At 39.6% G+C, this 23,514-nt stretch carries 23 protein-coding genes, 3 tRNA genes and 1 rRNA gene; 25 read left to right on the top strand and 2 right to left on the bottom strand.

From position 1 onward, the window contains the following. From EFT72_RS06320 to EFT72_RS06230, 19 genes are all read left to right on the top strand, one after another. Positions 1 to 109 (top strand): 23S ribosomal RNA (locus tag EFT72_RS06320); the annotation flags it as partial. Between the two features lie 92 nt (positions 110 to 201). Then, positions 202 to 273 (top strand) — tRNA-Gly (locus EFT72_RS06315). A gap of 185 nt (positions 274 to 458) precedes the next feature. After that, positions 459 to 1,070, top strand: coding sequence for a L,D-transpeptidase (locus tag EFT72_RS06310; RefSeq protein ID WP_124066062.1), 612 nt, complete (start codon positions 459 to 461; stop codon positions 1,068 to 1,070). A 200-nt stretch (positions 1,071 to 1,270) separates the two neighbouring features. Continuing rightward, positions 1,271 to 1,732 (top strand): VanZ family protein, encoded by a 462-nt coding sequence (locus EFT72_RS06305; RefSeq protein ID WP_164473095.1) that lies wholly within the window; start codon positions 1,271 to 1,273, stop codon positions 1,730 to 1,732. Then, positions 1,716 to 2,462 carry a tRNA pseudouridine(38-40) synthase TruA gene (gene truA / locus EFT72_RS06300; protein ID WP_124066060.1) on the top strand — a complete coding sequence of 249 codons (747 nt, stop codon included), beginning with the start codon at positions 1,716 to 1,718 and terminating at the stop codon, positions 2,460 to 2,462. Before EFT72_RS06305 ends, truA begins: the two co-directional genes overlap by 17 nt. Positions 2,463 to 2,476: 14 nt before the next feature. Then, on the top strand, positions 2,477 to 3,655 hold the full coding sequence (locus EFT72_RS06295) for a cation diffusion facilitator family transporter (protein ID WP_124066059.1): 1,179 nt from the start codon (positions 2,477 to 2,479) through the stop codon (positions 3,653 to 3,655). A gap of 76 nt (positions 3,656 to 3,731) precedes the next feature. After that, positions 3,732 to 4,310, top strand: coding sequence for an RNA polymerase sigma factor (locus tag EFT72_RS06290; RefSeq protein WP_124066058.1), 579 nt, complete (start codon positions 3,732 to 3,734; stop codon positions 4,308 to 4,310). A gap of 8 nt (positions 4,311 to 4,318) precedes the next feature. Next, positions 4,319 to 5,788 (top strand): hypothetical protein, encoded by a 1,470-nt coding sequence (locus EFT72_RS06285; protein ID WP_206426610.1) that lies wholly within the window; start codon positions 4,319 to 4,321, stop codon positions 5,786 to 5,788. 88 nt (positions 5,789 to 5,876) lie between these two features. Continuing rightward, a tRNA-Gln gene (locus tag EFT72_RS06280) sits at positions 5,877 to 5,948 on the top strand. A gap of 189 nt (positions 5,949 to 6,137) precedes the next feature. Further along, positions 6,138 to 6,209: transfer RNA gene (locus tag EFT72_RS06275), tRNA-Gln, on the top strand. 99 nt (positions 6,210 to 6,308) lie between these two features. Beyond that, positions 6,309 to 7,034, top strand: coding sequence for an acyl-ACP thioesterase domain-containing protein (locus tag EFT72_RS06270; RefSeq protein ID WP_124066057.1), 726 nt, complete (start codon positions 6,309 to 6,311; stop codon positions 7,032 to 7,034). Position 7,035: 1 nt separating this feature from the next. Beyond that, the gene (locus EFT72_RS06265) at positions 7,036 to 7,875 is read left to right on the top strand and encodes a S1-like domain-containing RNA-binding protein (RefSeq protein WP_124066056.1); all 840 of its coding nucleotides are present in this window, start codon (positions 7,036 to 7,038) and stop codon (positions 7,873 to 7,875) included. Between the two features lie 16 nt (positions 7,876 to 7,891). Beyond that, a complete protein-coding gene (locus EFT72_RS06260) occupies positions 7,892 to 8,476 on the top strand; it encodes a class I SAM-dependent methyltransferase (RefSeq protein ID WP_124066055.1) in 585 nt (194 codons plus the stop codon). A 319-nt stretch (positions 8,477 to 8,795) separates the two neighbouring features. Continuing rightward, on the top strand, positions 8,796 to 9,908 hold the full coding sequence (gene ugpC / locus EFT72_RS06255) for a sn-glycerol-3-phosphate ABC transporter ATP-binding protein UgpC (RefSeq protein ID WP_124066054.1): 1,113 nt from the start codon (positions 8,796 to 8,798) through the stop codon (positions 9,906 to 9,908). A gap of 103 nt (positions 9,909 to 10,011) precedes the next feature. Next, positions 10,012 to 11,100, top strand: coding sequence for a helix-turn-helix domain-containing protein (locus tag EFT72_RS06250; protein ID WP_124066053.1), 1,089 nt, complete (start codon positions 10,012 to 10,014; stop codon positions 11,098 to 11,100). Between the two features lie 488 nt (positions 11,101 to 11,588). Further along, entirely contained in the window at positions 11,589 to 12,275 is a 687-nt protein-coding gene (gene ftsE / locus EFT72_RS06245) for a cell division ATP-binding protein FtsE (protein ID WP_124066052.1), read from the top strand. Beyond that, complete coding sequence (gene ftsX, locus EFT72_RS06240; RefSeq protein ID WP_124066051.1) at positions 12,265 to 13,173, top strand: permease-like cell division protein FtsX; 909 nt, start codon at positions 12,265 to 12,267, stop codon at positions 13,171 to 13,173. The genes ftsE and ftsX overlap by 11 nt, the downstream gene beginning before the upstream one ends. A 12-nt stretch (positions 13,174 to 13,185) precedes the next feature. Next, on the top strand, positions 13,186 to 14,388 hold the full coding sequence (locus tag EFT72_RS06235) for a M23 family metallopeptidase (RefSeq protein ID WP_124066050.1): 1,203 nt from the start codon (positions 13,186 to 13,188) through the stop codon (positions 14,386 to 14,388). A gap of 22 nt (positions 14,389 to 14,410) precedes the next feature. After that, complete coding sequence (locus tag EFT72_RS06230) at positions 14,411 to 15,712, top strand: S41 family peptidase (RefSeq protein ID WP_124066049.1); 1,302 nt, start codon at positions 14,411 to 14,413, stop codon at positions 15,710 to 15,712. A gap of 82 nt (positions 15,713 to 15,794) precedes the next feature. Here the strand turns inward: EFT72_RS06230 and EFT72_RS06225 are convergent, their stop codons facing one another. Next, positions 15,795 to 16,817, bottom strand: coding sequence for a beta-eliminating lyase-related protein (locus EFT72_RS06225; protein WP_124066048.1), 1,023 nt, complete (start codon positions 16,815 to 16,817; stop codon positions 15,795 to 15,797). 162 nt (positions 16,818 to 16,979) lie between these two features. On the opposite strand from EFT72_RS06225, the gene uvrB reads away from it, so the two are divergent. Genes uvrB through EFT72_RS06200 form a run of 6 tightly spaced genes read left to right on the top strand, consistent with a single transcriptional unit; the run spans position 16,980 to position 22,538 of the window. Next, on the top strand, positions 16,980 to 18,968 hold the full coding sequence (uvrB, locus tag EFT72_RS06220; RefSeq protein ID WP_347561850.1) for an excinuclease ABC subunit UvrB: 1,989 nt from the start codon (positions 16,980 to 16,982) through the stop codon (positions 18,966 to 18,968). 26 nt (positions 18,969 to 18,994) lie between these two features. Further along, positions 18,995 to 19,117, top strand: a complete 123-nt coding sequence (locus EFT72_RS19775) for a hypothetical protein (protein WP_279221979.1) — start codon at positions 18,995 to 18,997, stop codon at positions 19,115 to 19,117. Further along, positions 19,104 to 19,340, top strand: a complete 237-nt coding sequence (locus EFT72_RS06215; protein WP_124066046.1) for a FeoA domain-containing protein — start codon at positions 19,104 to 19,106, stop codon at positions 19,338 to 19,340. The genes EFT72_RS19775 and EFT72_RS06215 overlap by 14 nt, the downstream gene beginning before the upstream one ends. Then, complete coding sequence (gene feoB, locus EFT72_RS06210) at positions 19,330 to 21,327, top strand: ferrous iron transport protein B (protein ID WP_124066045.1); 1,998 nt, start codon at positions 19,330 to 19,332, stop codon at positions 21,325 to 21,327. The genes EFT72_RS06215 and feoB overlap by 11 nt, the downstream gene beginning before the upstream one ends. 18 nt (positions 21,328 to 21,345) lie before the next feature. After that, entirely contained in the window at positions 21,346 to 22,122 is a 777-nt protein-coding gene (locus EFT72_RS06205) for a threonine/serine exporter family protein (protein ID WP_124066044.1), read from the top strand. Beyond that, positions 22,119 to 22,538, top strand: coding sequence for a threonine/serine exporter family protein (locus EFT72_RS06200; RefSeq protein ID WP_124066043.1), 420 nt, complete (start codon positions 22,119 to 22,121; stop codon positions 22,536 to 22,538). Before EFT72_RS06205 ends, EFT72_RS06200 begins: the two co-directional genes overlap by 4 nt. On the opposite strand, the gene EFT72_RS06195 is transcribed toward EFT72_RS06200, so the two are convergent. Further along, a complete protein-coding gene (locus EFT72_RS06195) occupies positions 22,501 to 23,466 on the bottom strand; it encodes a DUF5688 family protein (RefSeq protein WP_124066042.1) in 966 nt (321 codons plus the stop codon). The two genes, EFT72_RS06200 and EFT72_RS06195, sit on opposite strands and share 38 nt — an antisense overlap. Between the last annotated feature and the right edge of the window lie 48 nt (positions 23,467 to 23,514).

Genomic DNA, 23,514 nt, shown 5'->3' with positions numbered 1-23,514 from the left:
CCCATCGCAAGAGTAAGACCCCTTGAAGACGACGAGGTAGATAGGGCAGAGGTGGAAGCATGGCAACATGTGTAGCTGACTGTCACTAATAGGTCGAGGGCTTAACCAAGTTGGTTTAGGTAGAGAAAAGGGATGAATGATATATAACAATGTGTGGTTTTGAGGGTATGTACCTGAGAAAAGAAAACAAAGAAGTAATAAGCGCGAGTGGCTCAGTGGTGGAGCACGACCTTGCCAAGGTCGGGGCCGCGGGTTCGAGTCCCGTCTCGCGCTCTTAAGAATAGCTAGTGTTTACAAGGGTTTCCGAGTTTCGGAGATCTTTTTTTTGATTTTACAGGAATCTTAAGTTTACTTATTTGAATTTTCTTATTTGAAAATAGATTGTGGTGTACAGTTAGCTGAACTTATGGTAAAATGCGGATAAGTGAATATGGCATATAAGAAGGAGAGAGTTAGGAATGAGACGTTTTACTAAAAAGAAGAAAAAATACATGACTGGCATATTACTTATCATGGTGTTATCTATGTTAGCAGGATTGACTGGTTACGCAGAAGAAATAACAGGACCGGGGTCTGAATTAAAAAACAAGAACAACGAAACCTTAAATGGGATTTCTATTTATGTGAGCAAACGGACAAGAGTCCTACTATTGAAGCAGAATGGAAATCTAATTGCAGAGTATCCTGTTTCCATAGGAGGAGCTTCTGATGATGGAAATAAAAAAATAGAAGGAGATATGAGAACTCCCAGTGGAGAATTCTATGTATGTACTAGAAATGATAAAAGTATTGCTTACTTAGCATTGGGACTATCTTATCCAGGGGTAAAAGATGCAGAGAGAGGGTATACTGATGGAATCATAACAAAAGAGCAGAGAGATGAGATCATTCAGGCGAATCAATTAGGTAAGCAGCCACCATGGGATACTCCATTAGGTGGTGCGATAGAAATACATGGATGCCGCACTCCAGATGGATTCACTCATGGTTGTGTTGCATTGGATAATGAAGCTATGGATGTTTTATGGAATAATTGTAATTTAGGGGTTCCTGTGACCATAGGGCCTTAGATATTCCCCCAATATCCGGATTAGGGACGATATTGGGGATTTCTTTTAGCCCTGTCCTTGTATTATAACTATCTTTGTACTATAATAACAAAGATTCTGTTAAATTATGGATAGGTAAGGAGAATTTTCGTACAGACTCAAGATGCACGAATTCGTGTAGCTACAAGGATAGAGAAGAAGGGGACTTTGAGGAGATGAACATGAAAAGGAAAACAATATGGACTGGATTTACTTTCTTTTATGTCTTCTTTATTTTTTCTAATTCAATGAAGATAGGGGATTTATCATCTGCAGATAGCGGCATTGTGCGAGAGACTGTGCAAGCGATATTTAACTCGGTAGGGATGTCTAGTATTTGGATAACGGAACATGCCATTCGTAAGTTGGGGCATTTTATAGAATACGCCATATTAGGGATTCTTCTTCATCAAAGCATTCATGCTCATGGGTTTCATCAAGAAAGAAAGTGGTCTCTTCTAGCAATATTTGGATTTGTAGTTCCATTTTTAGATGAAACCATTCAACTATTTATCAAAGGCCGATCCGGCCAGGTATCAGATGTGTGGTTGGATTTATCCGGGATTTTATTTGGGATATTGACCACATTATTTTTATATAAATTACAGAAAAGAACGGAGAAATTTTATGATAAAGAATTATAGAATTAATTTAGAATATGACGGAAGTCGTTATGATGGATGGCAAAAACAGGGCAATACAAAGCAGACAATTCAGGGAAAGATAGAAAGTGTTCTGGAAAAGATGACTGGTCGAGTAATCGAGGTTCATGGGTCGGGAAGAACAGACGCAGGCGTTCATGCTCTTTGTCAAGTTGCTAATTTCCATGCAGACGTTACAATGACTGATGCTGAAATAAAAGAGTACTTAAATAACTACTTGCCTGAAGATATTAGGGTATTTAGCATTGATCAAGTGACCGATCGCTTTCATAGCCGGCTTCATGCAGAGGAGAAGACCTACCTTTACCAGATTGAAATGGGAAAGAAAAAAAATGTTTTTAAACGAAAATATATTTATGGAATAGAGAAACCACTGGATGTGCCCGCTATGAAAAAAGCAGCAGATTTTCTCATAGGTGAACATGATTTTAAAAGCTTTTGCTCCAATCGCAGATTGAAAAAGAGCACAGTTCGATCGATTAAAAAGATTGATTTTGAAACACAGGGAACCACTCTTCTTATTCGTTTTACCGGAAATGGTTTTCTCTATCATATGGTCCGAATTCTAGCAGGAACGTTAATCCAGGTAGGCCTGGGGGAACGAAAAGCGGAAGATATTCCAACTATTTTGAAAGCAAAAAATAGAGACGAAGCAGGATTTACAGCTCCAGCACAAGGATTGTTTTTAGAGAAGGTTAGTTACAAAGAATAAAGAAAGGAAGAACTATGACTGATTTTTTAGTACGTATATTTGTTAAGGATTATGACAATACGGAAAACACACAAGTCAGAACTAGATATGGTCTAATGACCAGTGTTGTGGGTATCTTCTGCAATCTCCTTTTATTTGGTGCAAAATTGTTTATTGGTTTACTTGTTAACAGTATTTCTGTTATGGCAGATGCATTTAACAATCTGTCGGATACCGCTTCTTCTATTATCGGTTTTATTGGTGTAAAGATGGCAGGAAAACCGGCAGATGAAGATCACCCGTTTGGTCACGGAAGAATTGAGTATATTGCTGCATTTTTTGTGGCTTTTTTGGTCATTCAGGTGGGACTAACTTTATTTAAAACATCAGTAGGAAAAATCCTTCATCCGGAGGAGATGACATTTAAATTTGTCTCAATTGTTGTTCTACTGCTATCAGTTGGTGTAAAACTATGGCTTGCATTCTTTAACCGGACATTGGGAAAAAGAATCCAGTCATCGGTAATGAAGGCTACCGCAGCAGATTCGTTAGGCGATGTTGTAACTACATCAACGACCATATTATCCATAATGGTATATGGTATATGGGGCGTCAATATAGACGGAATTGTAGGGGTTATTGTATCTGGGATCGTCATGTGGGCAGGTATTAGTATAGCAAAAGATACTTTGGCGCCGCTGATTGGAGAACCCATTGATCCTAAACTATATGAGGAAATTACACAATTCGTGGAAAATTACGATGGGATTGTGGGAAGTCATGATTTGATTGTTCACAACTATGGCCCCTCTAAAAGTATGGCGTCCATTCATGCTGAGGTTCCCAATGACGTCAATATTGAGGTGTCTCATGAAATAATTGATCAAATTGAGAGGGATGCATTGAAAAAATTTGGAATATTTCTAGTTATTCATATGGACCCTGTAGCAACCAATGATTCTAGGGTTAAGGAGTTTTCTTCTATTTTAAAACAGGCGATTAAGGAGACAGATGAAAGGGTTACCTTTCATGATTTCCGTCTGATTGAAGGAAAAGAACAGATCAATCTGATTTTCGACCTTGTAGTTCCAAGAGAATATAGCAAGATGCAAATAGAGCTATTAAAAGAAAAAATCATAAAAAACGTAACTGAAATTGACAAACGGTGCTGTCTGGTCATAACGGCGGAAAGCGGTTTTTTAGTGGAAAAATAAGGTAATAAAATATTTCCATATTATGCAATAAGATCACAGTAATCAGCATTAACTTAATAGAAAGGAAATCGGATCCATGTTGTTTATGGGATTGATGAGCCTTGGCAGGCCAGAAGATTATGGCCTTTTAAGCGATGAAGCACTTCTAAAAAAAGTAGCAGAGGGAGACCAGGAGGCCTTTCGACAGTTATATCAGAATACGGATCGTATCATGTATAGTTTTATTCTATCCATTGTAAAGCATCCTCATGACGCAGAGGAGATTATGCAGGAAGTTTATTTAAAACTTTGGACTTCTGCCAAAAGTTACAAATCCCAGGGGAAACCTCTGGCTTGGATGTTTACAATTGCCAGAAATTTTTGCTATATGAAGTTCCGGGAGCAAAAGCATGATTCTGATATTACTTTGGATGATTTGACGGGAACAGAGACGGGAGAAGTCTGCTCAGAAATCGAGATGGTGGCAGATAAGATGGTACTTCTAGCGGCTCTTGATATTTTAAAGGAAGAAGAAAGAGAGATCGTATTGCTTCACACATCTGCAGGAATGAAGCATAGAGAGATTGCAGCTAGTTTAAATATACCGTTGGCAACAGCTCTTTCTAGATATAACCGAGCTTTGAAAAAATTGGAACATTATTTGAGAGAGGAGTAGGCTTTGATATGGCTGAAAAAAAAAGCAGACAATTAAATAGACCACAGATCGAAGCCTACTTAAAGTCAGCAACCCAGGATTTAATGCCGAATGTTCTGAATAAGATCGATTTAAACACTCCTCAAACCGATGAAGAAAATCGTTTGGAAAAGCCACGGTTGGCTGGTAGAATAAGAAGGAGAGTAGTGACAGCCTTGGTCGCCGCTTGTTTTTGTATGATTGCACTAGCAGGAGGAACGTATTCTTATCAGAATGGAAGAGTAGATTCTGTAATTGGCATTGATGTAAATCCAAGTGTGGAACTTTCGATTAACCGGAAAAATAAGATTTTAGAAGCAAGAGCCCTGAATGAAGATGCGAAAAATATTCTTGGGGATATGAACCTAAAAGGTGTGGATTTAAATGTTGCTGTAAATGCAGTGGTGGGCTCCATGGTTACACAAGGTTATTTGAATGAACTGGATAATGCAATACTGGTTACGGTGTCCAACGACAGCATTAAAAAGGCAACAAATCTTAGGACAGCAGTTGTAAATGACATCCACCAGACTTTAGAGGAAAAGAAGCTAAAGGCAGTGGTGTATGACCAGCAGGTAATTGAAGAGGATGAAGTAAAAAGATTGTCCGATGATTATCAAATATCCTATGGAAAAGCATATTTTTTAAATGAGTTGATCGCACAAAATTCCTCCCTTTCTATGGAAGACATGGAAGAATTGGCTCCCCTCACGATGGAAGAGATTGCCAAAGTAATAACGGAACGCTCCTATGCGGTAGGGGGGAAGACCAAAGTGTCAGAAGAAACCACAGAAAAAGAGAGTGAGAAACCTTCTACAACAGCAGAGATAAAAACGACGAATGCAACCACTCTTGCAGAGGAAACGACAGAGGAGACTACAACAAGTGCAGCGCCGACTCAGTCATCTGCACAGCCGACTCCAACTCAGTCAGTGCCTGTTGCTACCGTACCGCCTTTAGAGGAAACTACGGAGTCTGTGGTATCTGATGGAAACATAAAAATTGACTATGTGGATTTTGACGATGACGTAATTACGGTTAATTTTAAGACAAAAGTAAAATGGAAAAATCCAACGATCTCAGTGAGAGATGAAGATGGGGGCACCTATTCTGCTAAGTTTGAGAGTACGGGATCTTATGTCTGTGAGATAAATGTAAGTGGCCTTGCAGGTGGGGTACAATATACATTTGTTTTAGGTGGGATCTCTCCTAAGATAGGAAAACAGACTACGGTAAAAGGAGTTTTTGAAACACCATTGATTGGTATAGACGGTATGGATGAAACACCAGAATCCGAAGAGAATAAGGAATCGAATCAAACAAAAGAAAACCAGGAAACGAAAGCATTAGAATCAAAAGATGAGACGGGAAAACAGCCGGATCAGGCCAGTCTAGAAGAGCAGAATGAAGAAAAAAGCACAAGTCAGGAAGAGAGCGCGGTCAGGGAATTATCTTCCTGATGAATGAATATTGTAAATAATTGAGAAAAATGAAAAAATTTGCTTGACCAATTATATTTGATATAGTATAATATGATCGTTGTGTCAATGGGCTATCGCCAAACGGTAAGGCAACGGACTCTGACTCCGTCATCTCAAGGTTCGAATCCTTGTAGCCCAGTTGTTGTTTTAGTTTTTCGGATTATTGAAAGACTGAAACTTTTTTTATATAGTAGGGAAAAACAAACTTTACCTGGTATATTAAAGAGTCAATGAAGTAACTTATTTAATGTCACAATGTGTCATAAAGTGTAGAAAAAGTACTTGACAGTTTAGGAAACATTAGATATAATTAATTTCGTTGTAATGATGGGCTATCGCCAAACGGTAAGGCAACGGACTCTGACTCCGTCATCTCAAGGTTCGAATCCTTGTAGCCCAGTTTCGAAGCGGAACCTTAGAAGGTTCCTTTTTTGTGTTTGTCTGGACAAGAAGCTAAAAATGAATTATAATGTTATATAATTTTGAGGAGTGAATTTGAATGTATACTTTTGGCAGCAGAGTCCGTTACAGTGAGGTAGATGAAGAGGGAAATTTGACTTTGACGGGTATTATGAATTATATGCAGGATTGTTCTACGTTCCAGTCTGAGGATAACGGACTTGGAGTTTCCTACCTGACGAATCGGAATAAAGCATGGTGGCTGTCTTCCTGGCAGATTGTGATAGATCGCTATCCAGTTATGGGCGAAGAAGTTTCAGTTTGTACATGGCCCTATGATTTCAAGGGATTTTACGGTTATCGTAACTTTATAATAACGGATCAAAAGGGGGTCAATCTGGTTAAAGCAAATTCTGTATGGTTTTTGTTTGATATAGAAAAAGGAAGACCAGTTAAGATTGAACCCGATGATATCAGGGGGTATGGACAGGGATCTGAGAAGTCACTGGATATGGAGTATGCACCTCGTAAAATTGAGATACCCGATCACTATGAGACAGCAGAACCAGTTATGGTAGGTAAGCACCATCTAGATACCAATCATCATGTTAACAATGCAAAATATGTGGAGATAGCCAGAGAAGTTCTTCCAGTAGAACTGAAAGTGTCTGAATTGAGAGTAGAATACAAAAAAGCTGCAATATTAGGAGATTTCATTTATCCCCATGTGAGTCGTACGAAGGAGGGCTATATCATTTCCTTGTGTGATCAGGGGGGAACGGTCTATGCAGTCATATGTCTGCGTGGAACAACAGAGAGGAAGTAATATGATAGAATTAGGAAAGAGACAGACTCTGGTTATTCAGAGAATAAAGGAATTTGGTGTCTATATTGGGGAGGATGCAACCAGTGAAGAATCGGTTCTTTTACCCAAAAAGCAGGTTCCGGAAGGATCTGCTCCAGGAGATGAAATTACGGTTTTTATTTATAAGGACTCCGAGGACCGGTTAATCTCAACAACGGTTATTCCCAAATTACAATTGGGAGAAACAGCGGTGCTTAAAGTCAAGGAAGTTGGAAAAATTGGTGCATTTCTTGATATGGGACTGGAGAAAGATCTTTTGTTACCTTTTAAGGAGCAATCCCATAAAGTCCGTGAAGGAGAAGCTGTGTTGGTGGCTTTATATATTGATAAAAGTCAGAGGCTGGCTGCAACGATGAGAGTGTATTCTTATATGAATGACCAGTCACCATATAACAAGGACGATCAGGTAACTGGGATCTTGTACGAGATAAATGACACTCTGGGTGCGTTCGTAGCAGTTGATAATAAATACTATGGTTTGATCCCGAAAAAAGAATTATTTGAACAATATCGCGAAGGTGATGAGGTAACAGCGAGAGTAACAAAGGTAAGGGAAGATGGGAAGCTGGATTTAAGTCCCAGGCAGAAAGCTCATATCCAGATGGATGCGGATTCCGTTAAGGTTTTAACCATCATGGAACAGCAGTTTTCCGGTAGTCTTCCTTTTACAGATAAGGCTGACCCAGAATTGATCAAACGGGAATTTTCCATGAGTAAGAATGCATTTAAAAGAGCAGTGGGGCGTCTTCTTAAAGAAGAAAAGGTAAAGATTACAGATAATAAGATTGAAGTAATCAAATAGTAATAGGAGGATAATTTTGGACTCGATAGACTATTATAATAAGTATGCGGCAAAGGAATTTGAAGAAACTGTAAATCAGGATATGTCGGAGATTATGAAGGAATTTCTGGATTTACTTGAGGAAGGTGACACCATCTTGGATTTGGGGTGTGGATCAGGCAGGGATAGTTTCTATTTATATGAAATGGGATATGATGTGACACCGCTTGACGCTTCAAAAGAGATGGGGAAACTGGCTGAAATTCATACTGGGCTTAAAGTTTTACAGATGACATTTGAACAAATGGATTTTAACAAAGTGTTCGATGGGATCTGGGCTTGTGCATCCCTTCTTCACACTCCCAAAAAAGAATTGCCTGACATTCTTACAAAAATAGCAAGGGCCTTAAATAAAAAAGGAATACTCTATATGTCTTTTAAGGTAGGAGATTTTGAAGGATTCCGGGGAGAACGGTATTTTTGTGATTTTACAACGGATTCCATTACGGATCTGTTAAGAGAGAATGGGCGCTTTGATATTTTTAAGTTATGGGAAACCGATGATATCCGGTCTGGACATTCTGACGTAAAATGGTTAAATGTTATTGTAAAAAAACACTAAAAGAATACAAAAATGATAAGACGATGTCGCACAATACGACATCGTCTTGTGCTATATTACCAAAATTATTGCAATATAGCCATTCACTATCGAATATAGACAGAAATATACGAGCCTGTGTCTTGATCTTTTGACGTTTCAGTCAGTTTTCAATTTGCTTATACAAATTAGCCAAAAGGCCCAAATGGATTTTGGTAAATAAGAATATGGTAAATAAAAAACAATTCATGTATGATTATTTTAGAAACAAGGAACCTAGGCTGTGGGGGCTGATGGATCTAAGCAGAGAATATATATTATATTTTAGGAGGATTTGTAAATGGCTAGTTTATCACTGAAAAACATCGTCAAGAGATATCCGAATGGGTTTGAAGCAGTTAAGGATTTTAATCTGGAAATTGCAGATAAAGAATTTATTATTTTTGTAGGACTATCTGGTTGTGGGAAATCCACAACACTTCGTATGATAGCAGGTTTGGAAGATATCACTGCTGGTGAGCTTTACATCGATGGAAAGTTAATGAATGATGTTGAACCGAAAGACAGAGATATTGCTATGGTATTCCAGAATTATGCTCTTTATCCGCATATGACTGTATACGATAATATGGCATTTGGTCTTAAATTAAGGAAAACCCCTAAGGATGAGATTGATAAGCTGGTTCATGAAGCGGCTAGAATCCTAGATCTTGAGCATCTGTTAGATCGTAAGCCGAAAGCATTATCTGGTGGACAGAGACAGCGTGTTGCTATGGGACGTGCTATTGTACGTAACCCGAAAGTGTTCCTGATGGATGAGCCGTTGTCCAACCTTGATGCAAAACTGAGAGGACAAATGCGTATTGAGATTTCCAAACTTCACCAGAGACTGCAAGCTACTATGGTTTATGTAACACATGATCAGACTGAGGCTATGACACTTGGTACTAGGATCGTTGTTATGAAAGATGGTGTAATCATGCAGGTGGATTCTCCACAGAATCTATACGATAAGCCAGAAAACAAGTTTGTTGCTGGATTTATCGGCGCACCTCAGATGAACTTAATTGATGCGACTGTTGCAAAGAGCGGTAGTGACGTTACTTTAACCTTCGGTGGTAATACAATTGCACTTCCTGCAGAAAAAGCGAAGAAGTTAGAAGCAGCAGGATACATGGGAAAAACTGTCGTTTTGGGAATTCGTCCAGAAGATCTTCACGATGAAGAAGCATACTTAGAAGCTTCTCCTGCAAGTATAATTGAATCCACAATCAGAGTATATGAATTACTTGGTGCAGAAGTTTATTTATACTTTGATGTAGAGGATGTTAATTTTACAGCTAGAGTAAATCCTCGTACAACTGCAAGACCTGGCGATACAGTTAAGCTTTCACTTGACTTATCGAAGGTTCATGTATTCGATAAAGACACTGAGCAGATTATTTTAAACTAAATTTATGAAATTTTAAGCAAGCGAGAGCTATAGTCGCTTGCTTTTTTTTATTTTTTGCTTTAATATAGAATAAGGTAAATTTACGAAAAAAGGAGCATATGCCATGATTTCGAATCAAATACTTCAAACAACCATTGAAGGATTAAAAGGAATAACAAGAATTGATCTGTGTATTTGTGATACAGAAGGAAAGGTTTTAGCAACTACATTTCCTGATGCGGAAGATTATGAGAGTTCAATCCTGGCATTCGTGGAATCTCCGGCTGACAGTCAGGTGATCCAGGGATATCAGTTTTTTAAAGTGTTCGATGAGCACCAATTGGAATACATTCTCCTTGCAAGAGGTGGAAGTGAAGACGTTTATATGGTAGGGAAATTAGCTTCCTTCCAAATTCAGAGTCTTTTAGTTGCATATAAAGAAAGATTTGACAAAGACAATTTTATAAAGAATCTTTTATTGGACAATCTACTGTTAGTGGATATATATAACAGAGCAAAAAAACTTCATATTGAAACCAATATCAGAAGGGTTGTTTTCATAATAGAAACACAGCATGAAAAAGATGTGAATGCATTGGAAACAGTTCGAAACTTATTTGCAGCAAAGACGAAAGACTTTGTTACTGCTGTTGACGAGAAGAATATTATCTTAGTAAAAGAAGTAAAAGAAGGCGAGACTTACGACGATCTTGAAAAGACAGCCAATACCATTCTTGACATGCTTAATACAGAGGCGATGACTCAGGTACACGTAGCATTTGGTACGATCGTTAACGAGATCAAAGAAGTTTCCAGATCCTATAAGGAAGCCAAGATGGCAATGGATGTAGGTAAAATCTTCTATAGCAATAAAAATGTAGTTGCCTATAGCAAATTGGGAATTGGTCGTTTGATTTATCAGCTTCCTCTGCCTTTATGCCGTATGTTTATCAAAGAAATTTTTGATGGGAAATCACCAGATGATTTTGATGATGAGACATTAACGACGATTAATAAATTCTTTGAAAATAGTCTGAATGTGTCCGAGACATCCAGACAGCTTTATATTCATAGAAATACCCTTGTTTACCGTCTGGACAAACTTCAAAAAAGTACTGGACTTGATTTACGTGTATTCGAAGATGCAATCACATTTAAGATTGCACTTATGGTAGTAAAATATATGAAATACATGGAAAACCAAGACTATTAAAGTTGGCAATGAGCATTGCGAAAAGTGGCACTAATACAGATGCGTTGTGCTTGCACACAAGCATCTGTATTAGTGACAATTTTCATAGGGCGAAGCCCGAAAACCGAGATGAAGCGTAGCGGAATCGAGGTTGCGCAAGGCGGAAAAGAAGCAACGTCGAGATGAAGCGTAGCGGAATCGAGGTTGCGCAATGCGGAAAAGAAGCAGTGCCGAGATGAAGCGTAGTGGAATCGAGGTTGCGCAATGCGGAAAAGAAGCAGTGCCGAGATGAAGCGTAGTGGAATCGAGGTTGCGCAAGGCGGAAAAGAAGCAACGTCGAGATGAAGCGTAGCGGAATCGAGGTTGCGCAATGCGGAAAAGAAGCAGTGCCGAGATGAAGCGTAGTGGAATCGAGGTTGCGCAATAGGAAAAGCAAGGAATGAAGCGGAGCATAGCTAACTATCTCTCATAAGAAAAAGTATGTGAGTACTAATATTCAGAGGACTAAAATGATTGAATTATGGAATGTAAGTAAAACATATGAAGCCGGGAATAAAGCACTTAAAAATATCAGTATGACAGTGGCTGACGGAGAATTTGTGTTTATCGTTGGCCGCAGCGGTTCTGGGAAATCGACTCTTTTGAAAATGTTACTAAAAGAAGTAGAACCCACCTCCGGCAAAATAATTGTTAATGATATGAATTTGGGCAAGATGCCAAGGCGTTTCATACCAAAATACAGACGTAAACTGGGAATGATTTTCCAGGATTTCCGTCTATTAAAGGATCGGAATGTCTATGAGAATGTTGCTTTTGCACAAAGAGTCATCGGTGCATCTACAAGAAGTATAAAAGAGTCGGTTCCCGCTATGTTAAAGATGGTGGGTCTTTCCTCTAAATACAAATTTAATCCCCAGCAATTATCTGGGGGAGAGCAGCAGCGAGTGGCAATCGCCAGGGCATTGATAAACCGCCCTGAAATTTTGCTGGCAGATGAACCAACTGGAAATCTAGACGGACATAACTCCGGAGAGATCATGAAGCTTTTAAGTGAGATTAATAAACGGGGAACTACAGTAATTGTTGTTACTCATAGCCAGGAAATCGTAGATCGGATGAAAAAACGGGTTATTGTGATGGACCGTGGAACCATTGTAAGCGATGAGAAAAAAGGCGGTTATACATATGAGGATTAGTACATTTTTTTATTGCATGAAACAGGGGATTGTTAATATCTGTAAAAATATTCTATTTTCAATGGCATCCATTGCTACGGTTTCTGCCTGTATCTTTTTATTTTGCCTTTTCTTCTCAATTGTAATCAATTTACAGTATATGGTCAAAAATACAGAAAGTACTGTTGGGATTACTGTCTTTTTTCAACAAGGGCTTGATATAAATAAGATCAAAGAAATTGGAAATGAAATCAAGGCAAGAGAAGAAGTAAAAGAGGTAACGTTTACCTCAGCAGACGAAGCCTGGGAAGAGGCAAAGAAGGAATATTTCGGGGATATGCAGGATTTAGCAGAGGGATTTGAAGCTGAGAATCCATTGGCGAATTCATCTTCCTATTCCATATTTTTAAATGATTTGGTCGATCAAGGTCAAATTGTCCAGTGGTTAAAGGGGCTAGATGGAGTAAGGAAAGTAAATTACTCCAAAACTGCAGCAGAAGGACTTAATAGTCTAAATCATGTGATTGGGATTTTATCTATGCTGATCATCGGCGTCTTGCTGGCAGTTGCTATCTTTCTTATAAGTAACACCATTTCGGTTGCAGCGGCATTTAGAAAGACCGAGAATGAAATTATGAAATTGATTGGTGCAACCAATTACATGATTCGGGCACCCTTTGTAGTGGAAGGAGTCATAATTGGTCTGGTGGGGGCCTCCATCCCTTTGATCGCGATCTACTTTTTATATCGGTCAGCTGTTGAATATGTAATAACCAGATTTCAAATTTTATCAGGGCTTTTTCAATTCCTTCCGGTGGAAGCCATTTTTCCGTATATGGCTGCAACTGCCATATCCCTTGGACTGGGAATCGGATTTTTTGTCAGCTTTTTTACCATACGCAAACATTTGAAAGTTTAAGAGGAACTCTTCATGAAATTAGGAAGTTGGCTGTTGGGAGGATTCATTGGATGCCTGATTGCCATATCATGTATATTTCCTTCCTATGCGACAAAGACTGAGATGAACGATGCAAAGAAAAAGGCTGGTTCCATGGAAGAAGAAAAAAAGGAACTGGAGACTACACTGAAACAACTTGACCAGTTAAAATCAAACGTTGCCAAATATGTAGAGAAACTAGATGTTGAGCTTAATTCTCTGAACAAGCAGTTGTCTGCACTAAATTCTCAGATATCCACAAAAGAAGAAGAACGAGCGATTGCCCAGTCAGATTTAGAGGTTGCAAAAAATCTGGAGAAAAAGCAGTACCGGGACATGAAGCTTCGAATTCAGTATATGTATGAAAAGGGTGAGACGAATTATTTAGACTTATTGTTTCGGTCTCAAGATCTCACCCAACTTTTTAACCGGGTGGAATATATACGGTCTATCGCGGCATATGATAGAAAAATGTTAGAGGAATTTAAACGTTCCAAAGAAGAGGTTAAGAAGAGAGAAGCAGTTTTAGAGAAAGAGCATAAAAAACTAATGGAGCTCCGATTGTCCGCAGAGGAAAAGAAAGGCGATATGGAGCGTTTGTTGGTAGCAAAAAACAATGAACTTTCAGGCTATGAAATCCGCATTGACAAAGGCAAGGATCACTTGAGTACACTGGAAAAAGACATTGCTGCTCAGGAACAGAAAATGAAAGAAATAGAGGCTTTGATAAAAAAGAAAGAGGAAGAAGCGCAGAAGGCGGCCCAACAAGCTGGAAAAAGGTATAATACAGTAGGGATCGGGAATATTAATCTTGAATGGCCCTGTCCATCTTCTAGTAGAATCACTTCTGGTTTTGGAGATAGAGAATCACCTACGGAGGGAGCATCCTCCAATCATCAGGGAATTGACATCGGAGCAGCGGTGGGAGTTAATATCATAGCATCTGCATCAGGAACTGTCACCATATCTACATACAGTTATTCTGCTGGTAACTATATCATGATACATCATGGTGGAGGCATTTATACCGTTTATATGCACAGTTCTGAACGTTTGGTTTCAGCAGGTGATGAAGTGTCTCAGGGGCAGGTAATTGCAAAAGTGGGATCAACCGGATATTCGACTGGATCACATCTCCATTTTGGGATCAGAGTCAATGGCATTTATGTAAATCCGATGAATTATGTAAGCCCATAAAGAGCTAGATAGGAGAATAACAGTGGATAGTAAGAATAAATTTTGGAAAGGTGCTCTAGTCGGGGCATTGCTGACAGCTTTGGCTGGCCTTGTAATTGTGGGAATGTCTTTGGGGATCTTTTTGATTGGAAGAGCCGCAATGGATGGAAAGGGGCAGACCGCTGAATCCATTCATGCGGATAATCAGGAACGCAATCTTAACATGGATCGTATCAATGCTAAGATTCAGACCATACAAAGTGTAATTGATAAGTATTACCTTTTTGACGAAGATAAGACAAAGGTAGAAGACGGGATTTATAAAGGAATGCTTTATGGACTAGGGGATCCCTATACTGTGTATTATACGGCTGAGGAATATCAGAAACTTATGGAAGATACTTCTGGAGAATATTGCGGAATCGGAGTAATGGTGAGCCAGAATGTAAAGACTGGACTCATCACAGTTACGAAAGTTTTTGGAGGAACTCCAGGAGCGGAGGCAGGAATGTTACCTGGCGATGTGCTCTATAAAGTGGGCGATAAGGAAGTATCCGGTATGGACGTAGAACTAGTAATAAAGGACCATATCAAAGGAGAAGAGGGAACACCTGTTACCTTAACCGTTTTAAGGAAGGATACTCGGAAATATATTGATATGACAATGGAACGAAGACAGATCACGGTTCCTACGGTAGAATATGAGATGCTGGCAGATCATGTGGGTTACATTGCGGTAAGCCAGTTTGATACGGTGACTCCAGACCAGTTTAAAGGTGCAATTGATGATTTAGAAAAGCAGGGAATGAAAAAAATGATCGTTGATCTTAGAAATAATCCTGGTGGTCTGGTAGATTCTGTCGTGTCTATGCTAGATTACATTCTCCCTGACAATCTTTCTATAAAAGGAGATCCTAATCTTGTTCGTACCAAAAAGAACAAAACACTTTTGGTCTATATGGCAGATAAAAATGGAAATGGGGAACAGTATTATACTTCGGATAGGCATGAAGTGGATCTACCGATGGCAATCCTGGTAAACGGGCAATCAGCCAGCGCATCCGAAGTTTTTTCCGGGGCATTAAAAGCGTATGGAAAAGCAAAGTTAGTTGGAACGAAGACGTTTGGAAAAGGTATTGTCCAAACATCATTTCCATTAGATAAAGGAACTGCCATTAAGCTTACAATTGCTCATTATTATACGCCAAGTGGATTTGATCTTCATGGAAAAGGATTGGAACCAGATGTTAAGGTTGAATTAGACGAATCACTGGAAAGTAAAATCAAAATTGAACATGATGAAGATAATCAGTTGAAAGAAGCGATAAAAACATTACAGCATTAAAATGTAAAAATATAAGCCCTCCGCAGTCATGGTCTTGACGGCGGGAGGGCTTTTTATCTTAAATGTAATCTTTCATTCTGTTTTAGCAGGAGTGAAGTACTTTTATAAACTCGCGGCAGGACGCTTCTTTGGTAGCCCAGGATGTTACCAGACGGATTGCACAATGGCTGTCATCCATACGTTCCTGTATGGAAAAAAGAAATTCTTTTTCCAATTTAGCGATTATATCGTCTGAAAATACTGGAAATAGCTGATTGGTATTCGAGTGGTAGGCAAAGGAATAACCACATTCTTCAATTCCTTTTTTTAGGATTATCGCCATCTCATTGGCGTGGGCAGCCAGATCGTAGAACAACTGATCGGTAAACAGTTCTTCAAACTGGATACCAAGGAGCCAGCCTTTGGCAAGCAGAGCACCGCGCTGTTTTACCATAAATCGAAAGTTTGGTTTTAGTTCTGGGTGACAGATAATAAGAGCCTCTCCAAACAATGCACCAGCCTTTGTTCCTCCGATGTAAAAAACATCTGTTAGTCTGGCAATATCTTGCAGGGTCAGATCATTCTCAGGGCTTGTAAGTGCAGAAGCAATACGAGCACCGTCAAGGAACAGATATAAATCATTCTGACGGCAAAAATGATGAATGGCCTCCAGTTCTGATTTGGTATATTGAGTTCCTATTTCAGTAGAATTTGAAATATAAACCATTTTTGGCTGTACCATATGTTCATCTGTGTGTAAATCCATAGCTTTTTGAATCTCTGCTGGAGAAAGTTTCCCATCTTTGCAAGGCATAGCCAGTACCTTATGACCCGTTGCTTCTATGGCGCCTGTTTCATGGACATTAATATGCCCTTTGTCCGTGCAGATAACAGCTTGCCATGGACGAAGTGCGGTACCGATGGTAATTAAGTTCGTTTGCGTACCGCCTACAATAAAATGAATATCCACATCATAGCGGTGAATCTCTTCTTGAATTAGTTCCCTGGCATGACTGCAGTGGTCATCCATACCATAGCCTGTATTTTGAACTAAGTTTGATTTTATCATAGCATCCAGTATTTTCGGATGTGCCCCTTCGCTGTAGTCATTTTGAAAGCTATACATATCATATCCTCCTACTGTAAGTTTGTATAAGAAGTATGATATAACAAAAAAGGACAAATTACAATTTATTTCTCTTTTTTTAGATGAACAGATGTTCTGTTTGGGCTATACAATTTTCTAGCCCTGTGTTATAATCAGTCAAAACAGATCTTGGAGGTGAAAATCATGGAGTTTAAACTGCAATCAGAATACAAACCCACTGGTGACCAGCCAAAAGCCATAGAGCAGCTTGTTCAAGGGTTTGAAGAAGGGAATCAGTTCCAGACATTACTTGGAGTGACCGGTTCCGGAAAGACGTTTACCATGGCAAACGTCATACAGAAAGTTCAAAAACCAACCCTTATTATCGCACACAATAAAACTCTGGCGGCTCAGCTTTATAGTGAATTTAAAGAGTTTTTTCCCGAAAATGCGGTGGAATATTTTGTATCTTATTACGATTATTATCAGCCGGAAGCCTATGTTCCTTCTACAGACACTTACATTGAAAAAGATTCGGCAATCAATGATGAGATAGACAAGCTGCGCCATTCGGCTACGGCTGCACTTTCAGAACGGGAAGATGTAATCATTGTTGCCTCTGTTTCCTGTATATATGGTCTTGGAAGTCCGATTGATTATCAGGAAATGGTGATTTCCTTAAGACCTGGGATGGAAAAAGATCGTGATGATGTGATTCATAAGTTGATTGATATCCAGTATAGCCGGAATGACATGGATTTTAAGCGGGGAACCTTTCGTGTCAGGGGAGATGTAGTTGAGATATTCCCGTCATACTCTGGAAGTGAGGCTTATCGGATTGAATTTTTCGGAGATGAGGTGGACCGGATCACTGAAATCGATACTCTGACGGGAGAAATCAGATCAGAACTTGGTCATGTGGCGATTTTCCCTGCTTCCCACTATGTAGTATCTAAGGACAAGATGGAATTGGCGACTGAAACGATTTTAACAGAATTAAAGGATCAGGTGGAACATTTTAAAAGTGAGGATAAGTTATTAGAAGCCCAGAGAATAGCAGAACGGACTAATTTTGATGTGGAGATGATGAAGGAAACAGGATTTTGTTCTGGAATTGAAAATTACTCTAGGCATTTAACCGGCAGCAAACCGGGAGAACCTTCCTATACTTTAATTGATTATTTTCCGGAAGATTTTTTGATTATAGTAGATGAATCCCATATTACCCTGCCACAGATAAGGGGAATGTTTGCCGGAGACCGGTCGAGGAAGACTACTTTGGTGAATTTTGGCTTTCGACTACCGTCGGCTTTAGATAACCGTCCTCTTAATTTTGGAGAGTTTGAGACAAAGATCAATCAGATGATGTTTGTTTCGGCAACTCCATCTGTTTATGAGGCAGAGCATGAACTGCTTCGGGTGGAACAGATCATTCGTCCCACGGGCCTTTTAGACCCTGTGATTGATGTGCGACCGGTAAAAGGACAGATTGATGACCTCGTATCTGAAGTGAATAAGGAAATTGAAAAGAAGAACAAAGTTTTAATCACAACTTTGACGAAGCGTATGGCAGAGGATCTTACGGATTATATGAGGGATGTGGGAATCCGGATTAAGTATCTTCACTCGGATATTGACACACTGGAACGATCTGAAATAATCCGGGATATGCGGTTGGATGTCTTTGATGTATTAGTGGGAATCAATCTATTGCGGGAAGGACTTGATATACCTGAAATCACGTTGGTTGCCATATTAGATGCAGACAAAGAAGGTTTTTTGCGTTCCGAGACGTCATTGATTCAGACGGTAGGCAGGGCGGCAAGAAACTCGGATGGACATGTTATTATGTATGCAGATAAAATAACGGACTCCATGAAAGTGGCTATAGGGGAAACCAACCGAAGAAGAGAAATCCAGATGAAATATAACGAAGATCATGGGATTACTCCCACCACCATTAAAAAAGCTGTTCGAGATCTGATTGCCATATCTAAGTCAGTCATAAAAAAAGAGAAGGACTTTAAAAAGGATCCGGAATCTATGGATGCCAAGGAACTGGAAAAACTTTCCAAAGAGCTTACAAAGAGGATGCATCAGGCAGCAGCAGAGCTTAATTTTGAAGAGGCGGCTTTGCTTCGTGATCGTATGGTTCTCATAAAGAAGATGCTGCAGGAGCTAAAAGATTAAAACTGTTTGGTGAGGATTGCCGGTTCATGTTGACAATGATTCTCATCAAGTGTAAAATTTCTATGGATGCGGTCTGGTTCGAGATAGAATCTGACAAACTGAATTATAAAACAGGTGCATCCAGAGGAGATAATTATGAAGCTTTATGAAGGACAGATTGATAAAACCTATCTTGTTTCCAGCATTATGGTAAAAGACGTCATAGGGAGAAGGCTGGAAGCGTTGGGTGTGAATGAGATGACCCCCATAACCCTGATGAATAAAAAGGGAAGTGGAACCGTAATCATTAAAGTGAGAGGAACAAGACTGGCTTTAGGGAGAAAAATCTCAGAAGGAATTGAGATTAAGGAGGCTGTCAGTCATGGGAGATGAGAATAAGTTGATACGGGTAGGGTTTGTGGGTAACCCAAATTGTGGTAAAACCACGCTGTTTAATGCGTTTACCGGTGCAAAACTTAAGGTAGCCAATTGGCCTGGAGTTACGGTGGAACGAATAGAGGGTATGGCAACGTATAAAGGAAGGCCGATTAAGGTGATCGATACACCCGGAATCTATAGTCTGACCTCTTATACAATAGAAGAAATTGTTACTAGAAGATGTCTGGAAGATGGGGAAGTGGATGTAATAGTCAATGTGGTGGACGCTTCCTCTCTTGAGCGGAACCTTTATTTGACGCTTCAGCTGCTTGAGTTGAAAAAGCCGGTGATCCTGGCTCTTAACATGATGGATATAGTGGAAGACAGAGGGATGGAGATCGATCTTCACCGTCTTCCTGAAATGCTTGGTTCCATTCCCGTGGTCCCAGTGTCCGCGAGAAAGAGAACGGGTCTTGATGTTCTATTACATGCAGTGGTTCATCATTATGAGGAAGGCCCTCAGGGAGTGGTAATCCAATATACGCCGAATATAGAGAATAAGCTTTCTAAGATTGAAACTGTCTTGAAAGCACAGTACGGAAAACTTGATAATCTGCGTTGGCATGCAATTAAATTTATGGAATATGATGAAGCTGTGTTCGATGACCACCCAGTGGATTTAAGTTCAATCATTGATCATAACTATGAAAAAGAAATTAACAATCAGAAATACGAATATATCGAGGAAATTATAGAAGAATGTCTGGTTAATAAGGATCAAAAGTCTGCGACCACCGATTTTTTTGATCGTTTTTTTACACACCCCATCTTTGGGGTTCCTATATTTCTGGGAATTATGGCACTGGTTTTCTTTTTCACATTTACAGTAGGGGATTTTTTGAAAGGGTATTTTGAAGGATCTCTGGATCTGCTTTCTTCTTTTGTTCGAGATTTCATGGGACAGATCGGTGCAGCCCATTGGATTATTTCTCTGGTAGTCGATGGGATTATAGCAGGGGTCGGAGGGATATTGACATTTCTTCCTAATATTTTTATCCTTTTCCTAGCTTTGGCATTCTTAGAAGATAGCGGATACATGGCAAGAGTTGCTTATGTGATGAATGAAATTATGGGACGGGTAGGATTATCCGGGAAAGCGTTTCTACCTATGCTGTTGGGATTTGGGTGTACGGTTCCTGCAGTGATGGCAACAAGGGCTCTGCCGAGCAAAAAAGACCGGTTGAGGACTATTTTAGTTACGCCGTTTATGTCTTGTTCGGCACGACTGCCGATCTATGTTTTGTTTTCTCAAATGTTTTTTAGAAAACATGCTCTTTTGGTGGCGTATTCTTTGTATTTGATTGGTTTGCTGGTTGCAATTGCGGTAGCCCATGTGACTCACCATATGGGAAAAGAGGGGGAAGAGGATACTCTTTTGATTGAACTCCCAGAGTATAAAACGCCCAATGCAAGAACCGTGACAATTTATGTATGGGATAAGGTAAAGGATTACTTAGGCAAGGCAGGAACTACGATATTTCTTGCTTCCTTTGTTCTTTGGTTTTTGTTAAATAGTGGTCCGTCCGGATTCGTGACAGAGGTGTCTCAGAGTTTTGCAGCTACCATAGGTCGTTTTCTGGTGCCTTTATTAAGACCCGCAGGTCTTGGAGACTGGAGAATCGCAGTGGCGTTGATTTCAGGGCTTTCTGCCAAGGAAGTGGTAATTTCCAGCTTTGCTGTTTTGTTTGGCATCGGCAATATCAACTCCGCAGCAGGTATGGGAGATCTTTTCCAATCCCTTGGCAATGTTGGCTTTGGAGGAGTGAATGCGTATGCTTTAATGATATTTTGTTTGCTCTATTCTCCTTGCATCGCAGCAGTTGTTACGATTAAAAGAGAAACAGATTCTGCCAAATTGACATTCTTTATGGTGTTGTTTCAGCTTTTTATGGCATGGTCAGCTGCTGTGCTGGTCTATCAGATCGGTAGTTTATTTGGATAAAACATAGAGGGTAAGAATATGAATGATAAATTGCTTGTGGAAACTGCAGTACTTGCAGGAGAGATTATGTTGATAAGTGGTGCCGAAATTTTTCGTGTGGAAAATACCATTGACCATATATTACGCAAAGCAGGTCGTGAAACAGCAGAGGCGATTGTTTTTTCCACAGGTATTTTTGCCTCTCTCAATGATTCTACGATCGAAGCAATAACGGTAGCAAGAAGAGTTACCATTCGGTCAACTAATTTAAATCGGATTTATCTGGTTAATGATATATCCAGAAAATTTTGTGAGGAACTGATTACAGTTGAAGAGGCATATGGAAAGCTGAAAGAAATAAAAAACATTGTGCAATATCATAGAAGAGTAAAAGATATCGGCGTTATGGGAGTCGCTGTATTTTTTACTCTTTTGTTGGGGGGAAGTGCAAAAGATTGTCTGGCCGCTGCTGTGACAGGTGCCGTTTTAGCAGGAGCCATGGAGGTGTCTGCGAAAATCCGGTTGAATGATTTTTGTGCCAATGGTTTTTGTGCGTTTTTACTTGCTTTTATCACTTTGCTAGTGGGTAAGTGGGTAATTCCAGGGATTAATTCTGATATGATAATCATCGGTGCAATTATGCCTTTGGTGCCAGGTGTAATTTTTACAACTGCGATTCGGGATATACTTAATGGGGATTATGCATCTGGGGCGGCTCGAGTTTTGGAAGCTGTTGTAATCGCACTATCAATTGCTGTGGGGGTAGGTGCAGCGATGGGATTGTTCCAGTGGGGAATAGGAGGAAGGCTGATATGATTCTACAGACGATTGGTGCATTTCTTGCAGTGATAAGCTTTTCTTTGATTTTGGAACTTCCTAAAAAGCATCTTCTTTTAGCAGGGGGGATCGGAGCAGTTGGCTGGTTATCCTATCTATTGGTGGTAGCCGCAGTCGGTTCTGTCACCACTGCGGCTTTTATTTCTAGTCTTTTTGTCGCACTATCCAGCCATTTATCTGCTCGGATCTTTAAGGTTCCGGTAACTGTTTTTTTGGTAGCAGGAATCCTCCCTTCCGTTCCAGGTGCATCCATCTATCGGTGTGTTTCCTATATGATCCAGAACAATACGGATCTCTCCAGCCATTACCTTGTGGAAACATTACAGATTTCAGGAGCCATTGCCATGGCAATATTTATTATGGATTCGTTGTTTCGATTGATACAGAAGAAGTAAATGCAAGGGTTAACTGATCCTTAGATAGGGAATAGAGATAGATGTGATTGGACAGGCGGTCTTCGTTTGGAACTTCTTCTTGATTAATGGAATGTACTGTTTCAGCCAGTTCATGGTAGGATATTTTTTTATCGGCTGGGATTATAAGGACTTCGTGGATGCTAGAGGGCAATATAATTAAGTCCTTGCCAAGGTGAGATGCGAAGTCTTTTAGTATACCTTCATAAAACATACAGACAGATCCATTGGTACCAACGTCATTGGTTAAGACATACATGGGTGGATACAATGACGTGCTGTCGAATATATCATCAATATCTTTCTCAACTATTTTTAGATCTGGGGATCTTTTTGTGATGTCACGAATCATCTCGGGAAGTGAAGTGATTCTTGCAGGGAAGAGACGTGGTGTGTTAGACTTGGCCATCTGATATAGATCATCTGTGGATAAGTTCCACATCTTTTGATGGCGTTTGTGGATTAAAGCGGTAAATAGATGATCAGAAGTTTCTGTTATAGATAAATAAAAAATAAGTGATAAATCCAGATTTGGGATCGAAATATGAGGAAGGTCTTCTAGGCGCTTTCGATTTGCTGTTTCATTAATTAGACGATAGATGATGGTGTCTGTAATTCGTTCGGGTTCTAGAAAAACTTCTGCTGAAGGGATTTTTGGAAGGTCGTTATTTTGCAGCAAGGTCAATAAGTTATGAGTGATTGTTTCCAAAGGAGTTCCGCTTAAAAAAGAATGATAGTAGGAGTTTAAATAGACAAAAGGAACCAGAGGTTCTTCTTTTTTTTTGATGGAAATTCCATCATAGGTCAACCCATTATTTTTTGTTACAGTCTGAATGGTGACATTGTAATCAGGCTCAAGCCGTTCCTTTAACGAATTTTGAACTGATTTTAGAAATTGTTCGTATACCATGGTATACCTCCTTAGATTTGTTATATGTAAATCGTAGTAAACGAGTCA

It is taken from the genome of Clostridium sp. E02, assembly GCF_003833015.1.
Taxonomy (GTDB): domain Bacteria; phylum Bacillota; class Clostridia; order Lachnospirales; family Lachnospiraceae; genus Lacrimispora.
Note: the sequence above shows the minus strand (reverse complement) of the source record. Positions and strands in the feature narration are given on the sequence as shown.